Raw genomic sequence first — 20,250 nt, forward strand, 5'->3', positions numbered from 1 at the left:
AGCTATTGGAACTCATGCCACCGTACCCTCCATGCGCAGCCGGTCACGAGCCTCGTCGTCGAGACCGAGCACCTCCGCGAGAATGGCATCCGTGTGCTCCCCGAGCCGCGGTGGCGCGGTGGGCGTGCGGGTCGGCGTTCCCCGCAGGTGCAAGGCCGGCGCCGGCAGCTTCAGCTTGCCGTGGCGGGCATCGTCCACCTCGACGAACATGCCGCGCTCCTCGGCCTCGGGCGCGGCGAACACCTCCGGCACCGTGCGGATCTGCCCGCCCGGCACCCCGGCCGCCTTGAGCGCCTCCACCCAGTAGGCCTTGCTTTTCGTCCGAAAGATCTCGCTCAGAATCTCCGCGAGCTCGGCCCGACGGCTCGCCCTGGTCTTCGCGGTTGCGAAGCGCGGGTCGTCAGCCAGCTCGGGGCGGTTGATCACTTTCGCGCACAGAGCCCGGAATTGCAGGTCGTTGCCGACCGCCACCGCAAAGCTGCCATCACTCGCCGGGAACACCTGATAGGGCGCGATCGAGGCATGGGCATTGCCGTAGCGGCCCGGCGGCTTGCCCGTCGCCAGATAGCCGGACGCCACATTGGCCAGCACATTGACAGCGCTGTCGAGCAGGGCGATGTCGATGAACTGCCCCTCCCCCGTCTTCTCCCGCGCAAGCAGCGCGGCCAGGATCGCCTGCACCGCATTCATGCCCGAGACGATATCGCAGATCGCCACGCCGAGCTTCATCGGCTCGCCGTCCACCTCGCCGGTGATGGCCATGAGCCCGCTCTCCGCCTGGATGGCGAAGTCATAGCCCGCCTCCTCCGCCCGCGACCCGCTGCGGCCATAACCCGAGATCGAGCAATAGATCAGCCGGGGATTGATTTCGCGCAGGTCGTCATAACCGAGCCCGAAGCGGTCGAGGGCGCCCTTGCGGAAATTCTCGACCACCACGTCCGCCCGCCTGGCCAGCTCCCGCACCAGCCGCTGGCCCTCCGGATCGCGCAGGTCGATCGCGATCGACCGCTTCGACCGGTTGCAGCAGAGGAAATAGGTGCTCTCGCCATTGATGTCGGGCGGCATCCAGCTGCGGGTATCATCGCCCCCTTGCGGGTTCTCAACCTTCCACACATCCGCCCCGAGATCGGCCAGAGTCTGGGTGCACCACGGTCCGGCCAGCACCCGCGACAGATCGAGAACCTTCAACCCCTCCAGCGCCAACATGCCTGCCCCCCTAGCGCTTGCCTTCACCGTCGAACAGCGTCCACACGCCGCTCGCCGAGACCACGACCCGGTCATCGACCGTCCCCACCGCGCGCATGAACATCAGGCTGCGCGCGGCACGCATGATCTGCGGCCGGATCACCAGGAAGTCGCCGCGCACCGCCTTACCCACCAGCTGGGTCTCGAACTGGATGGTCGCCTGCAGCCGGTTGCCGTTCTTCTCCTGGGACGCCATGGCCATGGCGTGGTCCAGCAGCGTCATCAGCAGGCCGCCATGGGCAACGCCATTGCGGTTGATGTGCTTGTCGGCGAGTTTGAGGCCGATCAGCAGCTGGTCTCCCTCACGCGACCGCCAGAGGGGGCCGATCAGCTCGATATATCCGGGCTCGGAATAAGCGTCCCACCCCTCGGCGGCGGGATCGAGGTCGGTTTGCAGCATTGGCCTCATCTCTCGTAAGCAACGTCGACGGCAAGTTGATTAAGCTGTCCGCACGGCAAGGTCGAGACGAAAGGCGGGAAATTTTCTCAAGCCACGCCCTCGGGCCCGCTTGACAGGAGGTCGATCCAGCGAGCAGACGGTGAAGCTGGCCAGAGAGCCGTGCCGGAGGGATCATCATGAAGGTTGAGCAGCGACTGGCGGAACTCGGGCTCGAGCTGCCCATGCAGACCGCCGACGAGAAGGATTACTACGGCCAGAAATATGGGAAGATGCGGCCCTACTACCGCTCGGGCGAGATCCTGTTCCTCTCCGGCCACACCGCCGGCATGAAGGACGGCAAGGTGCTCTATCCCGGTGTGCTCGGCCGGGACGTGTCCATCGAACAGGGCTACGCGGCCGCCCGGCTCACCGGGCTCAACTGCTTGGCCGGCATCAAGGAAGCCATCGGCGACCTCGACCGGGTGACCGGACTCGTGCGCTCGCTCAATTTCGTGGCCTGTGCCCCCGGCTTCACGGAACCGCACCGGGTGGCCAGCGGCCTCACCGATCTGTTCGCGGACGTATTCGGCGAGGAGATCGGCGTCGGACCCCGCGCCACCATCGGCGTGACCTCGCTCGCCGACAACTACTGCTTCGAGACTTGGATGACGGTCGCCGTGCGCTGATCGTTAGCGTTCGACGAAGGCCTTCTCGATGACGTAGCTGCCGGGCTTGGACAGGGCGCCTTCCTCGAAGCCCAGCTTGTCCATCAGCGCGCACATGTCGGCGAGCACGGCCGGGCTGCCGCAGATCATCACCCGGTCTTCGGCCGGGTTCAGCATCGGCAAGCCGGTATCCCTCGCGATGGTGCCGGAGTCCAGGAGATGGGTGACCCGGCCGCGGTGCACGAACTCTTCGCGGGTAACGGTGGGATAGTAGATCAGCCGGTCGCCGATCATCTCGCTCAGGTACTCGTCCTTGCGCAGTGCCTCGACTGCTAGCCGGCCGAACTCCAGTTCCTTGATGAAGCGGCAGCCATGAATGAGCACCACGGTCTCGAACCGCTCGTAGACCTGCGGGTCCTTGACCACGCTGATGAATGGGGCGATGCCGGTGCCGGTCGAGACGAGATAGAGGCGCTTGCCGTCGGTCAGGGCCGCCTGCACCAGGGTGCCGGTCGGCTTGCCGCCCACCAGCACGTGATCGCCCACCTTGATCTGCTGCAGGCGCGAGGTGAGCGGACCGTTCGGCACCTTGATCGAGAAGAACTCGAGGCACTCCTCATAGTTGGCGCTGACCATGCTGTACGCGCGCAGCAACGGCCGGCCGTCCACCGGCAGCCCGATCATGACGAACTGACCGTTCTCGAAACGGAAGCTCTTGTCCCGGGTGGTCTTGAAGCTGAAGAGCCGATCCGTCCAGTGCCGGACCTCGATGACGGTCTGAGGAGCCGGTGCAGCCATTCTGATGCGATCCCGCTTAGCCTACACAGAAAAACGAAGCCGTTCCCGTTAGTGCACAATAGGCGCAAGGTCAACCGATCCTACGGTCGCGGGTAAATCACCCCTTAGCGCCGCATAGCCCGCCCGACAGCGTCCACGGCTTATTATTTTGTTGCGCCGCGTCAGCGGATCAAGCGGGATGACGTGGGACAGGCTCCCATCAGCAGGGAAAGGGAGAGGCGCCAGTCGGCCTGTAAGCCGGGTTCTGTCCACGCCGAACGCAACAATGGTTCGGCGCTGGATGGCCATTCATCTGGGATGTGCGTTGCCGCACACCTCGCGCGACCTACCCGGGCGGCGGGTGAGAAACGAACCTTGGGCCAGCATTGCTGCCCTGGCCGCCCCTATTCGGTCTTGCTCCCAGTGGGGTTTACCATGCCGCCGCCGTCACCGGCAGCGCGGTGCGCTCTTACCGCACCCTTTCACCCTTACCCCTGCACAAAGGCAGGGGCGGTTTGCTTTCTGTGGCACTTTCCCTGGGGTCGCCCCCGCCGGGCGTTACCCGGCACCGTGTTCCTCTGGAGCCCGGACTTTCCTCCCCTGCCCGGCTTTCGCCCTTGGGCAAAGGCGGCCATCCGGCCGACTGGCGATCCCTGCCTATAACACAAGATGGTATCAGCGCGCGTCGTTTTCAAACATCCGCCGGGCCGATGGCTTCGGTAAGCCGCTCCAAGGTGCCGATGGTCGACAGATCTGCAATACCATCGACCCGCGCCTGGCGAAAATGCCGCTGGAAGGCGGCAACCACGTCCATTGTGCGCTGATCGTATTCACCCGTAGGCTCAATGCCATAGCCGTAGGCAGCGAGCTTCCGTTGCAGATCGCGCACGCTCTCGCCCCGATCGCCGAAGCGCAGTTCCTGACCGGGCACGATTGGCTCCGGCTCGACCCAGTGGCCGATGCCGGCGGCATGGAGCTGCCCCCAGTCGAATTTCTCGCCGGGATCGATCTTGCGGCCCGGCGCCACGTCGGAGTGGGCAAGCACACGGGCCGGCGCGATCCTGTGCCGCGCCAGGATGTCTGAACAGAGCTCGGTCACCGCCGCCATCTGCACGGCGGGAAAGGGTGGATAGCCGCCGTCATGACCGGGGTTATGGATCTCGATGCCGACCGAGCGGGAGTTTATGTCCTCCTTGCCTTGCCAGGAAGAAACCCCGGCATGCCAGGCTCGCTTCTCCTCGGGCACCATCCGCGTGATCAGGCCGGCCTCGTCGATCAGATAGTGGCAGGAGACTTGCGACCGCGGATCGCACAACCAGCGACGCGCGGCATCCGCACTCTGCATGCCGGTATAGTGAAGAAGCAGGATGTCGATCGATGTTCCGGGCGCCCGCTCGCCGAAATTGGGCGAAGGACAGTGCTGCATCGACAAATGCGTCACCGGGCCTCGGCACCCTTTTGGAGATAGCTGCGGATCGACCATTTCGGCTCGTCGATTTCGAGCCCGCGCTCCAGCCGCTTCTCCACATGCCAATTGCGCAGGCCGACCCAGACCGCCGTCCACACGCCGAGCAGCGACAGGAGGACGAATGCGCCCGATGCGAGCCAATTCGGCAATCCCAGCAGCCCTTGTAGCGACCAGCATAAGGCAGCCACCATCGCGATGACGGACACGAGCGCCATCGACGCAATGCCGAAGGTCGAAGCCATGCGGATGGCTGGAGAGCGGGTCAGCACCAGCTCTTGCTGACCCTCGGCTTCTGCTGGAGACCGGTCTGCGTCTGCCATCTCTCTAATCTCTCGCCATGGTGAACCCAGGTCATGTCACGGCCACACCCGCGGGCAGGCCGCAGTCTGGCGATGATCTGGCATCAATGAACGAGGCCCGCTCGGAAGTAAAGCGCCGCCCTGTCGCGGCCCATGTGCCGTGTCGCCCTGTATGCCTGGCTCGACGCCGAGGCGCGGCCGAGCATACAGGGATTGCAGAGACAGCCGCGAGGTCGCTCAGTTTGTGAACTCCGGCACCTTGGGCTTGGATTCGCCGCCATCCGGCCCGGACTTCGGCTTGCGCCGGGTTGGCGTGCCCTTCCCCTTGCCCTTGGCTTCCGGCGGTCCGGCCATCTCCTGCTCGCGCGAGAGATATTCGAAGGCCAGCGACGAGCTGCCATTCTCGTCCCGCTTGAGCGTGATCCGCACCGTGCCGCCACCGGACAGTTTTCCGAACAGCACCTCGTCCGCCAGCGGCTGCTTGATGTGCTTCTGGATGACGCGGGCCAGCGGCCGGGCGCCGTAGAGCTCGTCGTAGCCTTCCTTGGCCAGCCAGTCGGCCGCCTCGGTCGACAGCTCGATATTGACCTGACGGTCGGCAAGCTGCGCCTCGAGCTGCAGCACGAACTTCTCCACGACCTGGCGCACGATTTCCGGCGGCAGATTGGCGAAAGGAATGATCGCATCGAGCCGGTTGCGGAATTCCGGCGAGAACAGGCGGTTGATCGCGTCCGAGTCCTCCCCGTCGCGCTTCTCGCGGGTGAACCCGATTGGCGCCTTTGCCAGGTCGGCGGCACCCGCATTCGTGGTCATGATCAGGATCACGTTGCGGAAGTCGACCGACTTGCCGTTGTGGTCCGTGAGTTTGCCGTGGTCCATGACCTGCAGCAGGATGTTGAACAGGTCCGGATGGGCCTTCTCGATCTCGTCGAGCAGCAGCACCGTGTGCGGATGCTGGTCGACGCCGTCCGTCAAGAGCCCGCCCTGGTCGAAGCCCACATAGCCCGGAGGCGCGCCGATCAGCCGCGAGACGGAATGCCGCTCCATGTACTCCGACATGTCGAAGCGCAATAGATTCACGCCCATAAGGCTCGCGAGCTGCTTGGCCACTTCCGTCTTGCCGACGCCGGTCGGGCCCGAGAACAGATAGCAGCCGATCGGCTTGTCCGGCTCGCGCAGGCCCGCACGCGACAGCTTGATGGCCGAGGCCAAGGCCTCGATCGCCTGGTCCTGGCCGAACACCACCCGCTTCAAGTCCTCCGCCAGGTCCTTCAGCAGGATGGCATCGTCGCGCGACACCGACTTGGAGGGTATCCGCGCCATCTTGGCGATGGTCTCCTCCACCTCCTTCACGCCGATGGTACGCTTGCGTTTCGACTCCGGCAGCAGCATCTGCGACGCGCCGGTCTCGTCGATGACGTCGATCGCCTTGTCCGGCAGCTTGCGATCGTTGATGTAGCGGGCCGAAAGCTCCACCGCCGTGCGCACCGCCTCCGCCGTGTAGCGCACCCCATGGAACTCCTCGAAATAGGGTTTGAGCCCCTTGAGGATCTTCACGGTGTCTTCAACCGTCGGTTCGCTCACGTCGATCTTCTGGAACCGGCGCACCAGCGCCCGGTCCTTCTCGAAGTGCTGGCGGTATTCCTTGTAGGTGGTCGAGCCCATGCAGCGCAGCGAGCCGCCCGCCAGCGCCGGCTTGAGCAGGTTGGAGGCATCCATCGCACCGCCGGATGTGGCACCGGCGCCGATCACCGTATGGATCTCGTCGATGAACATGATCGCGCCGGGATAGCGCTCGATCTCCTTGATCACCGCCTTGATACGCTCCTCGAAGTCGCCGCGATAGCGGGTGCCCGCGAGCAGCGTGCCCATGTCCAGCTGGAAGATGGTGCAGTTCTTCAAAACCTCGGGCACCTGCCCGTTCACGATCTTGCGCGCGAGACCTTCGGCAATGGCGGTCTTGCCAACACCCGGATCGCCCACGAACAGCGGGTTGTTCTTCTGGCGCCGGCAGAGCACCTGGATGGTTCGGCGAACCTCTTCCTCGCGGCCAATCAGCGGATCGATGCGCCCCTCTTCCGCCTTGCGGTTGAGATTGACGCAGTAGGCTTCAAGCGCGTCGTTGCCGCCCTTCACGTTGGCCTCGCCTTCATCGGCCGGCTCCTGCTCACCACGAACCGTCCTGGGTTCGGACGTCCCCGGCCGCTTGCCGATACCATGCGAAATATAATTGACTGCATCGTAGCGCGTCATGTCCTGCTCTTGCAGGAAAAACGCCGCATGGCTCTCCCGTTCCGCAAAGATGGCGACGAGAACATTGGCACCCGTCACTTCTTCGCGTCCGGAGGATTGCACATGGATGACGGCGCGCTGAATGACCCGTTGGAAGCCCGCCGTGGGCTTGGACTCCACCCCGTGCTCGACCACGAGATTGGCGAGCTCCGTATCGATATAGCTTTCGAGATTGCGGCGCAGCAGGTCGAGGTCGACATTGCAGGCGCGCATGACCGCAGCCGAGTCCTTGTCGTCGACCAAAGCCAAAAGCAAATGTTCGAGCGTGGCATATTCGTGATGCCGCTCATTGGCGAGAGCGAGTGCCCTATGGAGGGCCTGCTCTAGGCTGCGAGAGAAACTAGGCACTGGGCCGATCACTCCTTCTCCATCGTGCATTGCAGCGGGTGCTGATGCTGGCGGGAGAACTCCATGACCTGCGTCACTTTGGTCTCCGCCACTTCGTATGTATAAACCCCGCACAGGCCGACGCCCTTCTGGTGGACATGCAGCATGATGCGCGTGGCATCCTCCCGCCCCTTGCCGAAAAACCGCTCCAGGACATGAACGACGAACTCCATCGGCGTGTAGTCGTCGTTCAGAAGCAGAACCTTGTACATGCTCGGCTTCTTCGTCCGCGTCCTTGTTCGCGTTACGACGCCGCTCTGGCCGTCTTCCCGGTTGCCAAAATTCCCAGTCGACATGAATTCAATCGCCACCAGACTGCAGCATGGATCCTCGTTGCGGGCGTCCGTGCCAGGCGCCATCCCGCCCCTGGTCGCGGACCGTCGCCCTTCGCCTCGGACTATATATGAGTTCGTGGGGTGATTGCGAGATGGCAATAGCCCCACCGTCCCTGGCCAATGCATTTTCCAGCTGACCGCGACTTTCGCCCCTCGCTTTCTCGAATGCAACTCCCCTGCCCCGCAGATGTGAACGAGCTATGGACACAGTTTCGCGAGATCCAGCTCGGCAACCCGAGCGCCGCTGGGATGGGCAGGTGCCGCACGTCGGGCTGGACATGTGGCGTGATCACAACGCCGCCAACGGAAATCAGGCCGGCAGACGTGGGCTGCTGGGAAGTGTCCTTGACTGGTTGGTTACACAACTTAAGATTGTGCAAACAGTCAACCGGACATCCCCATGCGCAACTCACTTGCTGTGGCGAGCGTGCTCGCCTTCACCTGTGCTGCGTCTGCTGCCGATCTCGACCAGCCGGAAAGCGCATCCCGGTGGGCGGGCCTCTATGGCGGCATCCATTTCTCGACCGCATGGGGCAAGGCTGAGTGGCGAGACCCCACCGGCTTGCTCACCCCGTTCGGAGGGTCCTTTCCCGCCGATGGAGCCAGTGAGGGCGTCGCTTCCGGTGGACAGATCGGCTATAGCCGGCAACTCGACAATCTGCTCGTCGGCCTGGAAGGACGCGTGGGCTGGACAAACCTCGAGGCGCTGGTCGCATGCGGTGCCGGCGAAAACGGCGGAGGCTGGATCTGTAGGAACGATACGGACCTGCTCGCTGCGCTGACCGCCAGGGCCGGATACGATCTCGGCAGGGTTCTCGTCTATGTCAAGGCTGGTCCGGCCCTGAAATACAGCCGGTTCAATATCGCCGCCCGCAACACCTATTACAACATCTTCCGAGGCGACCGGGCCGAGCTTGGATGGACGGCCGGTGCAGGGCTGGAGTTCGCCATCGATGACCGCTGGTCGGCACAGGCGGAATTCGCAGCTTACGAGTTCGGCACGGCCAAGTTCCGCATGAGAGATCAGGCCGGGTCCATGCTGGTGAAGGTGTCGGAACATACCTACCTCGCCACCGTGGGCCTCAATTATCGGCTGTGGGCGCCGACGCCTGCTTATCTCGAGGAGCCGATCGCTGAGCCATCGCTCTGGCAGGGCAGTTTCGGCGTGCGGTATTGGGTGAGTGCAGGCAAGTTCCGATACGCCTGGGAGCGCCATTCTCCGCTGTCTGCCCTGACCTATAGGGCAACCGGGCATACGGGAGAGGCCTTTGGACGGCTCGACTATGCCGGACGCCTCTTTCTGAAGGGCTATTTCGGCGGGGGTGCGCTCGAAGGAGGCCAATTGACCGACGAGGACTTCCCGCCGGTGACGGAACCCTATTCAAGGACACTCTCCGACCAGCGCGACGGCAGGGTGCGCTACGCCAGCATCGACCTTGGACTGGTGATATGGGATCGGCCCTGGCTCCAGCTGGGCGCGTATGCCGGATATCATTTCTTGAAGGAGCGCTATAACGGGTTTGGTTGCGAGCAAGTGGCCGTGGATGGTCCCTTTTGTCTCGGGCCGGTGCTGTCACGACCTGCTCATTCAGCGGTCACCGGCTGGCACTCGCTGCGAATTGGCGCAACGGCGGAATGGCGATGGACGGATCGCCTTGCACTCTCGCTCGATGCGGCTTATCTGCCGGCAAGCCGGTTCGAGGGTGATGACCTTCACTTGACGAGGCCCGATATCGTCCCATGGCCGATAAAGGGTACCGGCGACGGGGTGCAGATCGATGCGGTGCTATCCTACCGGATCGGTCGCAATCTCAAGCTGGGCGCTGGCGGACGGTACTGGCACATGAACGTCTCGGACGGTAAGCTGATCCAAGCTGAGGCGACGGCTCGCCTGTACGATCTCTTGGGCGAACGCTACGGCTTTTTTCTGCAGGCCAGCTACGATTTCGGCACATGAACAGCCCGGCAGGCCGAACCTGCCGGGCATGCGACGCTTCACCGAACAGTTGAGTGAGGCTTAGCGGTTCTTGGCCGGGCCGTTGAACAGCGGCAGGCGGCTCTCGAACGGCTTATACGCTTCCTTCGCCGTGGCCATGTAAAGCTCGCCCAGCTTGTTCACCTGGCCGAGATAGCCCTCATACAGCTCCCGCGTATAGGCTTGCTGGATTTCGAAGGCCTTCTCGATCGAGTTGGCGCTGATCACTTTTTCGAAAGTTTGCGCGCCCTGCTCGAACGTCTTGCGCGAATAGTCCGCACATTCCGCGGCAATGGCCTGCAGCCCCTTGGTCACAGCCGTGGCGCTCGCGACCGAGGCCTCGATCTGCTCCTTACCGAAAGCCTGGAACGTCTCAACAGTGTTGGTCATGATTCTTGCTCCATCCCTTTTTTGGTGGTCGAACGAGCCAGGTGCGGTGGCTCGACAGCTTCGACTTGCGGCCGAATATATGCAGTGCACAATGAAAGTCAAATGATTTTTTGCGTCGCACAATAGCCGGCGAACCGGCACAAGTTTAACGAAATCGTAAAGATCGCTCCCGATGATCGCGCCCCAGACATGCGCATGCGCAGCGCGTGACAACCGACGGGCACCTGCCAGTGGATGACCGCAGCTGTTGACGGCCGGCCGCGAACTATTCACTCTGGTAACACCGCCGGGGAGTGTGTGGGAGAGTCATGGTCCTATCAGCGTTCGCAGGAGCTGGCCTGAGACCGCAACCGCGGCCGCTTGGGTGCGTGGTCCTTGTTATCACGCTGTTCATGGCCGTCTTGCAGCTGGCAACCGGCGCGCAGGCTGCCGAGCGCGATGCCGCCCTGGCGGTGGATGCCGCGACGGGCAAGATCATCTTCGGCCGCAATATCGACGCCCCGCGCTATCCCGCCTCGCTCACCAAGGTGATGACGCTTTACATCCTGTTTCAGGAGCTGCGTGCCGGCCGCATGAAGCTCAACTCCCCGATCGTGATGAGCAAGCATGCGGCTTCCATGCCGCCGTCAAAGCTGGGTATCGCGCCGGGCCGGTCGATCAGGGTCGACGCTGCCATCCGGGTGTTGGTGACGAAATCGGCCAACGATGTGGCTGTTGCCGTCGCCGAGGCCATTTCCGGCTCCGAAACAGCTTTTGCCGCTCGCATGACCCAGGTTGCCCGCAGCCTGGGCATGAGCCGCACCCAGTTCAGAAACGCTTCCGGGCTGCCCAACCCCGACCAGGTCACCACCGCCCGCGACCTCGCCACACTCGGGCTCAGGATCCAGCGCGACTTCCCGGAATATTACAAGTATTTCGGTATTTCCTCCGCCACCGTGGCCGGCAAGACCTTCCGCACCCATAATCGGCTGATTGGCAAGTATCGCGGCACAGACGGCATCAAGACCGGCTATATCAATGCGTCCGGTTTCAATCTGCTCGCCTCGGTGCGCCGCGACGGCCGGCACCTGGTCGGGGTGGTTATGGGCGGCAAGACGGCGGCCTCGCGCAACAGAGCCATGACATCAATGCTGGATGAAGCGTTCAAGCGGGTACCGGCGCGCCGCAACTATAGTATTGCCGCTTATGCCGGTGCCTCGCCCGATCGCGAGCCTGCGGCCGGCCTGGTTGCGGCGGCGCCCGTGCCGGAGAAGAAGCCAATACTTGCCGCTGCTGCCCCTCAACCAGGGCAGACCGCAACCATAGCCAGCAGCGCCGGCCCTGCGCAGGCGCAAGCCTCCACGCAAAATGCCGCGAAGCCGGTCGTCACCAGCAATACCGCTGCGCCGACGGTGGCTGCCAATGCCGCCACGCCCCTCACCATGGCAGCCCTGGTCGCGGCAACCGCAACCGACGACATCGAGCTGGCTGAGGAAGAAGAATCAGAGATGGACGAGGGTGATACCGGCCGCAACGATGCCGGCTGGCTCATCCAGGTCGGCGCGTTTCCGACCGAGAGTGGGGCGGAACAGCGGCTGGCCACGGTCAAGGCGACGGGCCTTCCCCCACTTCGCGGCAAGCCCGGATTTACGGAAATGGCCCAGCTCGACGCACAGCGGTCCATCTTCCGCGCCCGTTTCTCGGGCTTCACCCAGCAGAGCGCCCGCGAAGCCTGCCGTGCGCTTTCGCAGAAGTCGATCGACTGCCTCGCCCTGTCGCCGCGAGACTGAGCGCCACGCGGCCACAGCGGTCAAGGCCGGGCGATCCCGGCCGGCATTCGGCGTATGACATCCGCCTGGTCGATGGCACCCACGGCCCAGCTTGAACCACAAGGGCCGCGGCCTGAGACAGACGGCCGTATTCAGAGCTCAGCAATAAATCTGAGGGAAGGCCGGTCCGGTGGAAGCTCGGCCGAGACGGGTCCTGCGGAACGTGCCGTCGCGGGCTGTACTATGCTTCGCCAAATGGACAAGCCCGGCACGGCCGAATCCGGCGGCGCGGCGGAAACGGCTCCCCCGGCCTTCTGCCTGCGATCGGCTGCCTCCGCCGCCACAGCGGCACCAAGACTGTCAAACATAACGTCACCCCGAGGCCTGAATAAGCGTCAACACGAGATAGACCACGGTCGCCGAAGCGGCATAAAGCACGACATCTCCGATGACACGTCCCCCCTGCCGCCCGAACGCTAATATCGCGCGTGCCATGAATCACCCCGATGCGAACTGATAATTCCGAAGTCGCATCTTGACTTAAATGCCAATTGTGGCGGGCCGGTGGAGATGCGATCACGATTTCCAAAGCTTTGGTTAAGAATTCGTAACAGAAAGTAACAAACTGTAACAGTGCAGCCCGATCCCTTCGGCAGTACCGGGCAGCAGCCCGCTCAGTGGGTAATCTCCTCGAGTCCCCACTCCTCGATCTCCGGCATGTCGCGGCCATGGGCCCGCACATAGGCATGGTGCTCCACGAGCTTCCGCTCGCAGGCCGCGATCACCTGTTGCCCTTTCGCGCCCGTTTGCGGCAGCCACTTGACGGCGGCCATGGCGAGATGGACGCGATCCAGCCGGTTGAGGACGACCATGTCGAACGGTGTCGTCGTCGTCCCCTCTTCTCGATAGCCGTGCACGTGGAAGGCGTCGTGGTTGGGACGTTTGTACGTCAACCGGTGAATGAGCTGGGGGTAGCCGTGGAAGGCGAAGATCACCGGCTGGCCGATGCCGAACAGGCTTGCGAACTGCTCGTCGGGTATGCCATGCGGATGCTCTTCCGGCGACACCAGCGCCATCAGGTCGACCACATTGACCACCCGCACCGAGACCTCCGGCAGGTGCTGCCGCAGAAGCTGTGCCGCGGCGACGGCCTCCATGGTGGGAACATCACCGGCACAGGCAAGAACCACGTCCGGCTCGCGTCCCGGCTGCTCACTGCCCGCCCAAGACCAGCGGCCGAGGCCGGCCTCGCAATGAGCGATGGCCTGGTCCATGTCGAGCCACTGTGGCGAAGGTTGCTTGCCCGCCACGATCACATTGATGCGATCATAGGTCCTGAGACAGTGGTCGGTCACCCACAGCAGGGTGTTGGCGTCCGGCGGGAGGTAGACCCGCACGATCTCCGCCTTCTTGTTCACCACGTGGTCGATGAATCCCGGGTCCTGGTGGCTGAAGCCGTTATGGTCCTGTCGCCAGACATGGGAGGTGAGCAGATAATTGAGCGACGAGATCGGCGCGCGCCACGGAAGGTCTCGGGTCACCTTCAGCCATTTGGCATGCTGGTTGACCATGGAGTCGACGATATGGATGAAAGCCTCGTAACACGAGAACAATCCATGGCGGCCGGTGAGGAGATAGCCTTCCAGCCAGCCCTGGCACAAATGCTCGCTCAGCACCTCCATGACGCGGCCTTGCGGCGCGAGCCCCACATCGATCGGCAGGATGTCTTCCCGCCACACCCGGCTGGTGACGTCGAACACCGCGTCCAACCGGTTCGAGGTGGTCTCGTCAGGCCCCATCAGGCGAAAGCTGCTCGGGTTCCGCGCGATCACGTCCCTGAGCAAGCGCCCCATCTGCCGCGTCGCCTCCCCGCGCGCCACACCGGGCCGCTCGACAGCCAGGCCATGCGCGCGAAAATCGGGCATATCCAGCGGCTCGCGCAGCAAGCCGCCATTCGCGTGGGGATTTGCCCCCATTCGCCGCTGGCCCTTGGGGGCCAAGTCCTGCAACTCCGGCATGAGCCGGCCATTCCGGTCGAACAGGGTCTCGGGCCGATAGCTTCGCATCCAGGTCTCGAGCATCTTGAGATGCGCGGGATTTTCAGCAAGTCCCGCCAACGGCACTTGGTGCGAGCGCCAGAAGCCCTCCACCTGCTGGCCGTCGACGTCGTGCGGGCCGGTCCAGCCCTTGGGTGAGCGCAAGATGATCATCGGCCAGCGCGGAACACCATTACCCCCGCCCTGCCCGCCGATCCGGGCCTCCTGCTGAATGGCGTGGATGCGACCGATCGCCCGGTCGAGGATTTCCGCCATGCGCTGGTGCATCACCGTGGGATCGCTGCCTTCGACGAACAGCGGCTCATAACCCAGGCCCTCGAACAGCCGCACGAGATCGTCATGCGCCATGCGCCCGAGGATTGTGGGGTTCGCGATCTTATAGCCGTTGAGGTGGAGGATCGGCAGCACCGCACCATCGCCCACCGGATCGAGAAACTTGTTGGAGTGCCATGACGCCGCGAGCGCGCCCGTTTCCGCCTCGCCGTCGCCGACCACACAGGCAACGATCAGCTCGGGATTGTCGAAGGCAGCGCCGAATGCGTGGGCGAGCGCGTAGCCGAGTTCGCCGCCCTCATGGATCGATCCCGGTGTTTCCGGCGCCGCATGGCTGGGTATGCCGCCGGGAAAGGAGAACTGCCGGAACAGACGCCGCATGCCATCCACATCTTGGCTGACCTCCGGATAAATCTCGGAATAGCTGCCCTCGAGATAGGTATTGGCGACCACCGCCGGGCCGCCATGGCCGGGGCCGCAAATGAAGATCATGTCGAGGTCGTCGCGCAAGACCACGCGGTTGAGATGCGCATAAACGAAATTGAGGCCGGGCGTCGTGCCCCAGTGACCGAGCAGGCGCGGCTTTATGTGGGAGAGCTTCAGCTCCTCCTGCAGCAGCGGGTTGTCGAGGAGATAGATCTGCCCGACCGAAAGGTAATTGGCCGCGCACCAGTAGCCATGAATATTTTGGAGCTCCCTCTCGCTGAGCGGTTGCGAAACGGCTTCGGCCAAATCACTCATGGAACCCTCCTGCTCGGCTGCATGCCTCGGAGCCGGGAACCACGACGTCGTGCCGATGGTTGCACATCTCAGTGACAAGGGATGGGCTCATCGCGCAACCGCGATCACGAAAACGTTACCACGGTCCAGGGAACAACGCACCGGCTACGACGTTTTAACCATACTCGGTCACTTATCCCCCGGTGACCGCGAGATCCAAGCTCCTTCCCCGCGGAGCCGATCTCATAGAAAGCCCCGGTGCTCCCCCCACCGGGGCTTTGCTTGCCCGATCGCGAGAGTTGCCATGAATGTCACCATAGATCCCGCCCTGATCCAGCCCCTGATCGCGCTCGTCGCCGGCATTCTCATTCTGGTGATGCCGCGGCTGCTGAATTACGTGGTGGCTATATATCTCATCGTGATCGGCCTGCTCGGCCTGTTCCGCTAAAGTTTCGGGCGAAGGTCGACGATAGCGAAAGGTGGGGAACCGGTTTTGGAAACGGGTCGAGCGTGAGCTCGACCCGCGCTGCTGCTGAAGGGCGTGGTTCCGCTTACCCGCGGCAGAACTTCAACCGGCCGGAATGGGTCCTGAAATACCCGGTGCTCGGATCGAAGCTGCGATAGCGGCTTGAGCAGTAGCGGTACCAGGCCGGCGACCATGGCCGCAGTCCGCCGTAAACATAGGCGGGGCGATAGCCGTAGCCGTAATAGCCCCCACCATAAAGGGGCGCCGTAGCCAAGGCTGCCGCGCCGAGCCCGAGCCCCAGGCCCAGCCCTATGGCCGGTCCAGGGCCCCAGCCCCAACCGCGATGGCGCCAGCCGTGCCGCCAGCCGGGGCCCCAGCCGCCGCGCCAGCCACCCCAGCCGCCATGACGCCAGCCACGGCCCCAACCGCCACGCCAGCCGCCGCCACCCCAGAACCGATCCCGCACCTGGGTCGTCTCCAGGCCGGTCGCTTGGCGCATGCTGTCAGCCATGGCGATCGAGCTGATCGGCGATGCAGCGGATGCCGCATTGGGAGCCAGCGCGGTCAAACCGATCACCATAGCTCCTGCAAGCCCTAACATTGCATTCTTCATCGTCATCTCCTTCGGACCGGGCCCGCAGCCCGGCTCATGATCGAAGACGCTCGCTGTCCAGCCCCCGTTTTTCCGCTTCCGCCGTCCAGAGAAAGGGAGCGGATGAAGGACGCACGGCGACACTCCCCTGCTCTGCGCACCAACGCCAGTGTGCCGAAAATGGCTCCCAAGGTGATTGCGAATCCTCTGCCTTGGTAAAGACTGTCTACCTCGGAAGCGTGAACCGACCCTGAACGCACAACCTTAAGGTGCAGAGACGATCAGCGGATCAGGGAATGGCCGTCGGCGGAAAAGGCGCGCAAATCTGAACCGCATGGCCGCAGAGGCCCGCCCTGGCGATGCAGGTGTAAGAGAGGCGCACGCGCAGCACCCCAATGGCAATTTCATCGGCAGTTGTTGCTTGGGCACGACACCAGCGAGGAGCGTGGACCGGAATGGGGCGACTTTACCCGCCCCGTTTGCCGGGCGCCGCTTCAGGCAGGTGGTCCTCTGTCCCTGATGCTTTTTTGTCGCGAGCCGACGACGGTGCCGGACGGGAACCGCAGAACACGAGAACCGTCTGCCCCGTCATCGCCGCCCGCAGGGGCCGTCGAGCCACCGCCTTTTGGCCTCTGGGTGCGCCCGGAGAGATCTTGCCGTCCTTTTCGTTGCTGCTCATGCCCTGGCCTCCTGCAGCATGCGCGTGGCCTTCCGTTGATCGGTCGACCCGTGGTTTATTTCCTGCCTTGCGCGTCAGATCGGCTGCGCGGGCCCCCAGCGGCCTTGGATCCCTGCACTTTGCCGCCGCCCGCTGTCCGCAATCCTCCCATACGATGCGCTGCCGGACGCAAGAATTCGTCGTCCCAGGTCAGCCCTGCCAAGCCTCCATTCGCCGACTCTGGCGCCTCGGCGCCAAACTCGTCGGCGAATGTCGCATTGCCTGTCATCTGCACCACGCCCTGCGCCCGGCAGAGCGCGGTGGCCGTGTCAGCGAGCTCCCGCGCGATGATCGACCGGTACTTGGACCGTTTGACGACGGCCCGGTCGAAGGTGGCGACCTTCCCGCTTATGCGGATACGCAGGGCTCCCACCGGTGCACGACCATGCCATGCAAGCAAATGGATAGCGCCGAAATCGCTGTCGTCAATCTCTGTCGCCTCCCGTCCTGCGCTATCGGACAAATAGCCCGCGGTGCGCAGCGCGAACACCACGTTCAGCTCGTCGAGCGTCTCGACCACGGTGACCGACAGGCGCCGGTCACGTCTCCCACTCCTCGCCCGCCCTAACCCGCTTGGGTCCGGGACGTGCGGCTCCTCCCCGCCCCCTTGCCGCGCGGCAAGGCGGAACAACCGGCTGCTCTCCATATGGCCTCCTCGAGCAACAGCTGGCTCACACGCCGCCTTAACCTTACCGAAGGGTTAACGAGGCCGGTAATAATTGTTTATTATTTGGTTAACCGTGGCGGTTTCCGGGCAAGTTTCTGCTCTGTGAGCAGCTCGCGGCGGAGCGGTGCGGGCTCGCCCTCGGGAAAGGGAAAGGAGACGCAGCCCTCGGTCACGCATTGCGCCGAGATCTCGCCGTGCTGGTCCCGGCTCCACTTCAGCCTGCTGCCGCACACCGGACAGGGGACCTCGCCGGACGTCCCCGCCTCCCGCGGGGTTGCCGCCAAGGCCCGGCGAACCTCGGTCGCTCGCTGCACGGCCTCATGAAAGAGGCGTGCCTGCTGCTCGAGCTCGCGCTCGCTCGGCTCTTCGTAAAGCGAGCAGTCGAAGCAGCCTCGCCCCTTCTGATGACAGGGGCGATTCTCGATGGAGCTGTCTGCGGCCACGCATCGGTCGAGAACTGGAATGCCCTTCTGGCATGGCATGCCGAGCAGGACGGAATCCCGAAAGTGTTTGCAGGTCCCGCGTTTAAGGAACACCGATACGCCCTCGCTAGCTCGAGCCAAGGAGGCTAGGCCCGCCTCGCCGTGTCAGCAAGCTCAGCCACCATTAACGGTTAACGAAGGCCATCTTCGGTTAATTTTTCCTTACATAAGGCCGGGAAGCCCGGAACCGAGACAGCGTTCAGGGATTGTTCAGGGCCAGAAAAGCTTGATTATGATTAAAGTTACAATGCCGGCGCCAGAGGAGAATGGCATGAAGAAGAGGAATGTGCTGGCGGCAGTTGCGGCTGCCCTGGTCTTGACCACCAGCCCCGCGGCACTCGTCTATTCCCAAAGCGAAGAAGAGCAACAGCCGCGTCGGTTGCAGCGGCAGCAGCAGGAAGAGCAGCCGCAGGGTCGGCAACAGCGCCAGTCGCAGGAACCAGACCGGCAACAACGCCAGCAGCGCCAGGAACGCCAGCAAGAACGCCAGCAGGAACGGCAACAGCGGCAGCAGGAGCGGCAGCAAGAGCGCCAGCAGCAACGCCAGGAAGGCCAGCAGGAACAGCGCCAAGAGCGCCAGCAGCAACGCCAGGAACGCCAGCAGGAACAGCGCCAGGAGCGCCAGCAGCAGCGCCAGCAACGTCAGCAGGAGCAGCAGCAGGAGCGTCAGCAAGAACGCCGGCAGCAGCGCCAGGAACGCCAGCAGGAGCAGCAGCAGGAACGCCGGCAGCAACGCCAAGAGCGCCAGCAGGAGCAGCAGCAGGAACGGCAGCAGCAACGCCAGCAACGTCAGCAGGAGCAGCGCCAAGAGCGCCAGCAGGAACAGCCGCAGCAACAACGCCAGGAGCGTCAGCAGCAGCGGCAGGAGCAACGGCAGGAGCGGCAGCAGCAGCGCCAGGAGCGGCAGCAGGAGATGCGCGAACGGCTGGAACAGCGCCGTCAGCAGCAGCAGGACGCCACCCCGCCCGAGCAGCAGACGCAAGAACCGCAACAGCCGCAGGACCGGCAGCGGACACGGCCCGGCGCCGACGAGCGCGACCGCACCCGTCCGGGTGGTCCTGGCGCAGCCGATGGCCAGCGGCCCGGGCAGGAAGGTCGTGGGGAGGAGGGCCGCGACCGGGATGGCCGGCGCCAGGACGGTCAGCAGCGGCAGCGCGACCGCCAGACCGGAGAGCAGCCCGACCAGCGCGAGGAGACCTTGTCGGGCCCCGCGCGCGAACAACAGCGGGAGCGCTGGCGCCGCTGGCGGGAGCGCGACAATCCCGAATTCGACCAGGAGCGCGCAGAGCGTGCGCGCCAAGTGCTCGACGACGATCGGCCGGCCGATAGGCTCGATGAACGCGAGCTCCGCCGGCGGCTGGACGATACACGCGACGCGCTGCAGCGGCGCGACATGAGCGAGCGCGAGCGCCAGCGGCTTCTGGAACGGCTGGAGCGCGACCGGGAGGCCCTGCGCCGGCGGGTCGACCGCGACGACTGGGAGTTCGATCGAGACCGCTTCGACCGGCGGCGGGATCAGCGCGAGGTCAGGGAATTGCGGCGGCGTTACCTCGATAATCCGCGGCGGCCAGATCAGCTGGACGAACGCGAGTTGCGCCGGCGCGCCAACAACATAGAGTGGCTGATCGAGCATGGCGACCTATCGCCGGCTGAGCGTCGCCGCCTGATCGCACTGCTCGAAGACGATCGCCGTTATCTCCGCCGCTACCTGCGGGATGAGCGCGAGCGCCGCTGGCGCAACCGCGACCGCTGGGACCGCTGGGATCGCGACAGGGTGATCTACATCGAGCCTGGGGTCGTCTTCGTCCCGCAGCCCTACATCTCGGCCGCGGAATATCCGCAGGAAGAGGTGATCTACGGCCAGCTGGCGGCGCCGCCGCTTGCGCCGGTGCAGCAGACCTACAGCTACCAGCAGGTGGTGCAGCAGGAAGACGTGCGCGAGCTGATGCCCGCCATCGACCTCGATAATATCAACTTCGGCTTTGGCGAAGCCTTCATCCGCCCCGAAGAGGTCGAGAAGCTCGATGCGATCGGCATCGCGATGGAGCAGATGGTGGCGGAGAACCCTGATGAGGTCTTCCTGCTCGAGGGCCATACCGACGCTGTCGGGTCGGACGCGGCCAATCTCGAGCTGTCGCAACGGAGAGCCGAGGCCGTCAAGGAAGCGCTCCTTGAATACTACAATCTGCAGCCGGAGAACCTGCAGACCGTCGGCTACGGCGAGCGGTACCTGAAGATCCCGACCGATGGACCCGAGCAGGAGAACCGGCGGGTCAGCGTCCGCAGGATCACACCGCTGATCGCCAGCAACTGAC

Annotated in this window: 18 protein-coding genes and 1 other RNA gene; 5 read left to right on the forward strand and 14 right to left on the reverse strand. The window is 64.1% G+C overall.

The genetic code is table 11. The annotated features are described in order from the left end of the window. Positions 1 to 12: 12 nt before the first annotated feature. Positions 13 to 1,206, reverse strand: a complete 1,194-nt coding sequence (locus tag E4P09_RS16735; RefSeq protein ID WP_137390736.1) for a CaiB/BaiF CoA transferase family protein — start codon at positions 1,204 to 1,206, stop codon at positions 13 to 15. 10 nt (positions 1,207 to 1,216) lie between these two features. After that, positions 1,217 to 1,645: a PaaI family thioesterase gene (locus E4P09_RS16740; protein ID WP_170984472.1), complete on the reverse strand. Its 429-nt coding sequence runs from the start codon at positions 1,643 to 1,645 to the stop codon at positions 1,217 to 1,219. Between the two features lie 176 nt (positions 1,646 to 1,821). Here E4P09_RS16740 and E4P09_RS16745 point away from each other — a divergent pair, with 176 nt between their 5' ends. Continuing rightward, entirely contained in the window at positions 1,822 to 2,310 is a 489-nt protein-coding gene (locus E4P09_RS16745) for a RidA family protein (RefSeq protein WP_137390738.1), read from the forward strand. Between the two features lie 3 nt (positions 2,311 to 2,313). Here the strand turns inward: E4P09_RS16745 and E4P09_RS16750 are convergent, their stop codons facing one another. The 6 genes from E4P09_RS16750 to clpS form a co-directional block, all read right to left on the reverse strand. Beyond that, positions 2,314 to 3,087, reverse strand: a complete 774-nt coding sequence (locus E4P09_RS16750; protein ID WP_137390739.1) for a ferredoxin--NADP reductase — start codon at positions 3,085 to 3,087, stop codon at positions 2,314 to 2,316. 217 nt (positions 3,088 to 3,304) lie between these two features. After that, positions 3,305 to 3,713: RNase P RNA component class A (gene rnpB / locus E4P09_RS16755), an RNA gene on the reverse strand. Between the two features lie 44 nt (positions 3,714 to 3,757). Further along, positions 3,758 to 4,492 carry an N-acetylmuramoyl-L-alanine amidase gene (locus tag E4P09_RS16760; protein WP_137390833.1) on the reverse strand — a complete coding sequence of 245 codons (735 nt, stop codon included), beginning with the start codon at positions 4,490 to 4,492 and terminating at the stop codon, positions 3,758 to 3,760. Between the two features lie 11 nt (positions 4,493 to 4,503). Further along, complete coding sequence (locus tag E4P09_RS16765) at positions 4,504 to 4,854, reverse strand: hypothetical protein (RefSeq protein ID WP_137390740.1); 351 nt, start codon at positions 4,852 to 4,854, stop codon at positions 4,504 to 4,506. A gap of 216 nt (positions 4,855 to 5,070) precedes the next feature. Continuing rightward, positions 5,071 to 7,473, reverse strand: a complete 2,403-nt coding sequence (gene clpA / locus E4P09_RS16770) for an ATP-dependent Clp protease ATP-binding subunit ClpA (RefSeq protein ID WP_137390741.1) — start codon at positions 7,471 to 7,473, stop codon at positions 5,071 to 5,073. A gap of 8 nt (positions 7,474 to 7,481) precedes the next feature. Continuing rightward, positions 7,482 to 7,808 carry an ATP-dependent Clp protease adapter ClpS gene (gene clpS / locus E4P09_RS16775; RefSeq protein WP_137390742.1) on the reverse strand — a complete coding sequence of 109 codons (327 nt, stop codon included), beginning with the start codon at positions 7,806 to 7,808 and terminating at the stop codon, positions 7,482 to 7,484. Between the two features lie 439 nt (positions 7,809 to 8,247). Here clpS and E4P09_RS16780 point away from each other — a divergent pair, with 439 nt between their 5' ends. Then, a complete protein-coding gene (locus E4P09_RS16780; RefSeq protein WP_137390743.1) occupies positions 8,248 to 9,804 on the forward strand; it encodes an outer membrane protein in 1,557 nt (518 codons plus the stop codon). Positions 9,805 to 9,864: 60 nt separating this feature from the next. Here E4P09_RS16780 and E4P09_RS16785 read toward each other — a convergent pair whose 3' ends face one another. Then, positions 9,865 to 10,212: a phasin family protein gene (locus tag E4P09_RS16785; RefSeq protein ID WP_137390744.1), complete on the reverse strand. Its 348-nt coding sequence runs from the start codon at positions 10,210 to 10,212 to the stop codon at positions 9,865 to 9,867. A 368-nt stretch (positions 10,213 to 10,580) separates the two neighbouring features. Between E4P09_RS16785 and E4P09_RS16790 the strand changes: the two genes are divergently transcribed. Continuing rightward, the gene (locus tag E4P09_RS16790; protein WP_170984473.1) at positions 10,581 to 11,981 is read left to right on the forward strand and encodes a D-alanyl-D-alanine carboxypeptidase; all 1,401 of its coding nucleotides are present in this window, start codon (positions 10,581 to 10,583) and stop codon (positions 11,979 to 11,981) included. 653 nt (positions 11,982 to 12,634) lie between these two features. On the opposite strand, the gene E4P09_RS16795 is transcribed toward E4P09_RS16790, so the two are convergent. Beyond that, complete coding sequence (locus tag E4P09_RS16795) at positions 12,635 to 15,031, reverse strand: phosphoketolase family protein (RefSeq protein ID WP_137390746.1); 2,397 nt, start codon at positions 15,029 to 15,031, stop codon at positions 12,635 to 12,637. Positions 15,032 to 15,314: 283 nt separating this feature from the next. Here E4P09_RS16795 and E4P09_RS16800 point away from each other — a divergent pair, with 283 nt between their 5' ends. Continuing rightward, complete coding sequence (locus tag E4P09_RS16800) at positions 15,315 to 15,458, forward strand: DUF3096 domain-containing protein (RefSeq protein WP_137390747.1); 144 nt, start codon at positions 15,315 to 15,317, stop codon at positions 15,456 to 15,458. Between the two features lie 103 nt (positions 15,459 to 15,561). On the opposite strand, the gene E4P09_RS26730 is transcribed toward E4P09_RS16800, so the two are convergent. The 4 genes from E4P09_RS26730 to E4P09_RS26265 form a co-directional block, all read right to left on the reverse strand. Beyond that, complete coding sequence (locus tag E4P09_RS26730) at positions 15,562 to 16,089, reverse strand: BA14K family protein (RefSeq protein ID WP_170984474.1); 528 nt, start codon at positions 16,087 to 16,089, stop codon at positions 15,562 to 15,564. Between the two features lie 713 nt (positions 16,090 to 16,802). Continuing rightward, positions 16,803 to 17,432 carry a GNAT family N-acetyltransferase gene (locus E4P09_RS16810; protein ID WP_137390748.1) on the reverse strand — a complete coding sequence of 210 codons (630 nt, stop codon included), beginning with the start codon at positions 17,430 to 17,432 and terminating at the stop codon, positions 16,803 to 16,805. An 80-nt stretch (positions 17,433 to 17,512) separates the two neighbouring features. Further along, positions 17,513 to 17,896, reverse strand: a complete 384-nt coding sequence (locus tag E4P09_RS16815) for a hypothetical protein (RefSeq protein ID WP_137390749.1) — start codon at positions 17,894 to 17,896, stop codon at positions 17,513 to 17,515. Positions 17,897 to 18,134: 238 nt separating this feature from the next. Further along, complete coding sequence (locus E4P09_RS26265; protein WP_205042146.1) at positions 18,135 to 18,917, reverse strand: hypothetical protein; 783 nt, start codon at positions 18,915 to 18,917, stop codon at positions 18,135 to 18,137. On the opposite strand from E4P09_RS26265, the gene E4P09_RS16825 reads away from it, so the two are divergent. Beyond that, positions 18,849 to 20,249: an OmpA family protein gene (locus tag E4P09_RS16825; protein ID WP_137390750.1), complete on the forward strand. Its 1,401-nt coding sequence runs from the start codon at positions 18,849 to 18,851 to the stop codon at positions 20,247 to 20,249. The genes E4P09_RS26265 and E4P09_RS16825 overlap by 69 nt on opposite strands. Position 20,250 lies beyond the last annotated feature (1 nt).

It is taken from the genome of Rhodoligotrophos defluvii, from assembly GCF_005281615.1.
Lineage (GTDB): Bacteria > Pseudomonadota > Alphaproteobacteria > Rhizobiales > Im1 > Rhodoligotrophos > Rhodoligotrophos defluvii.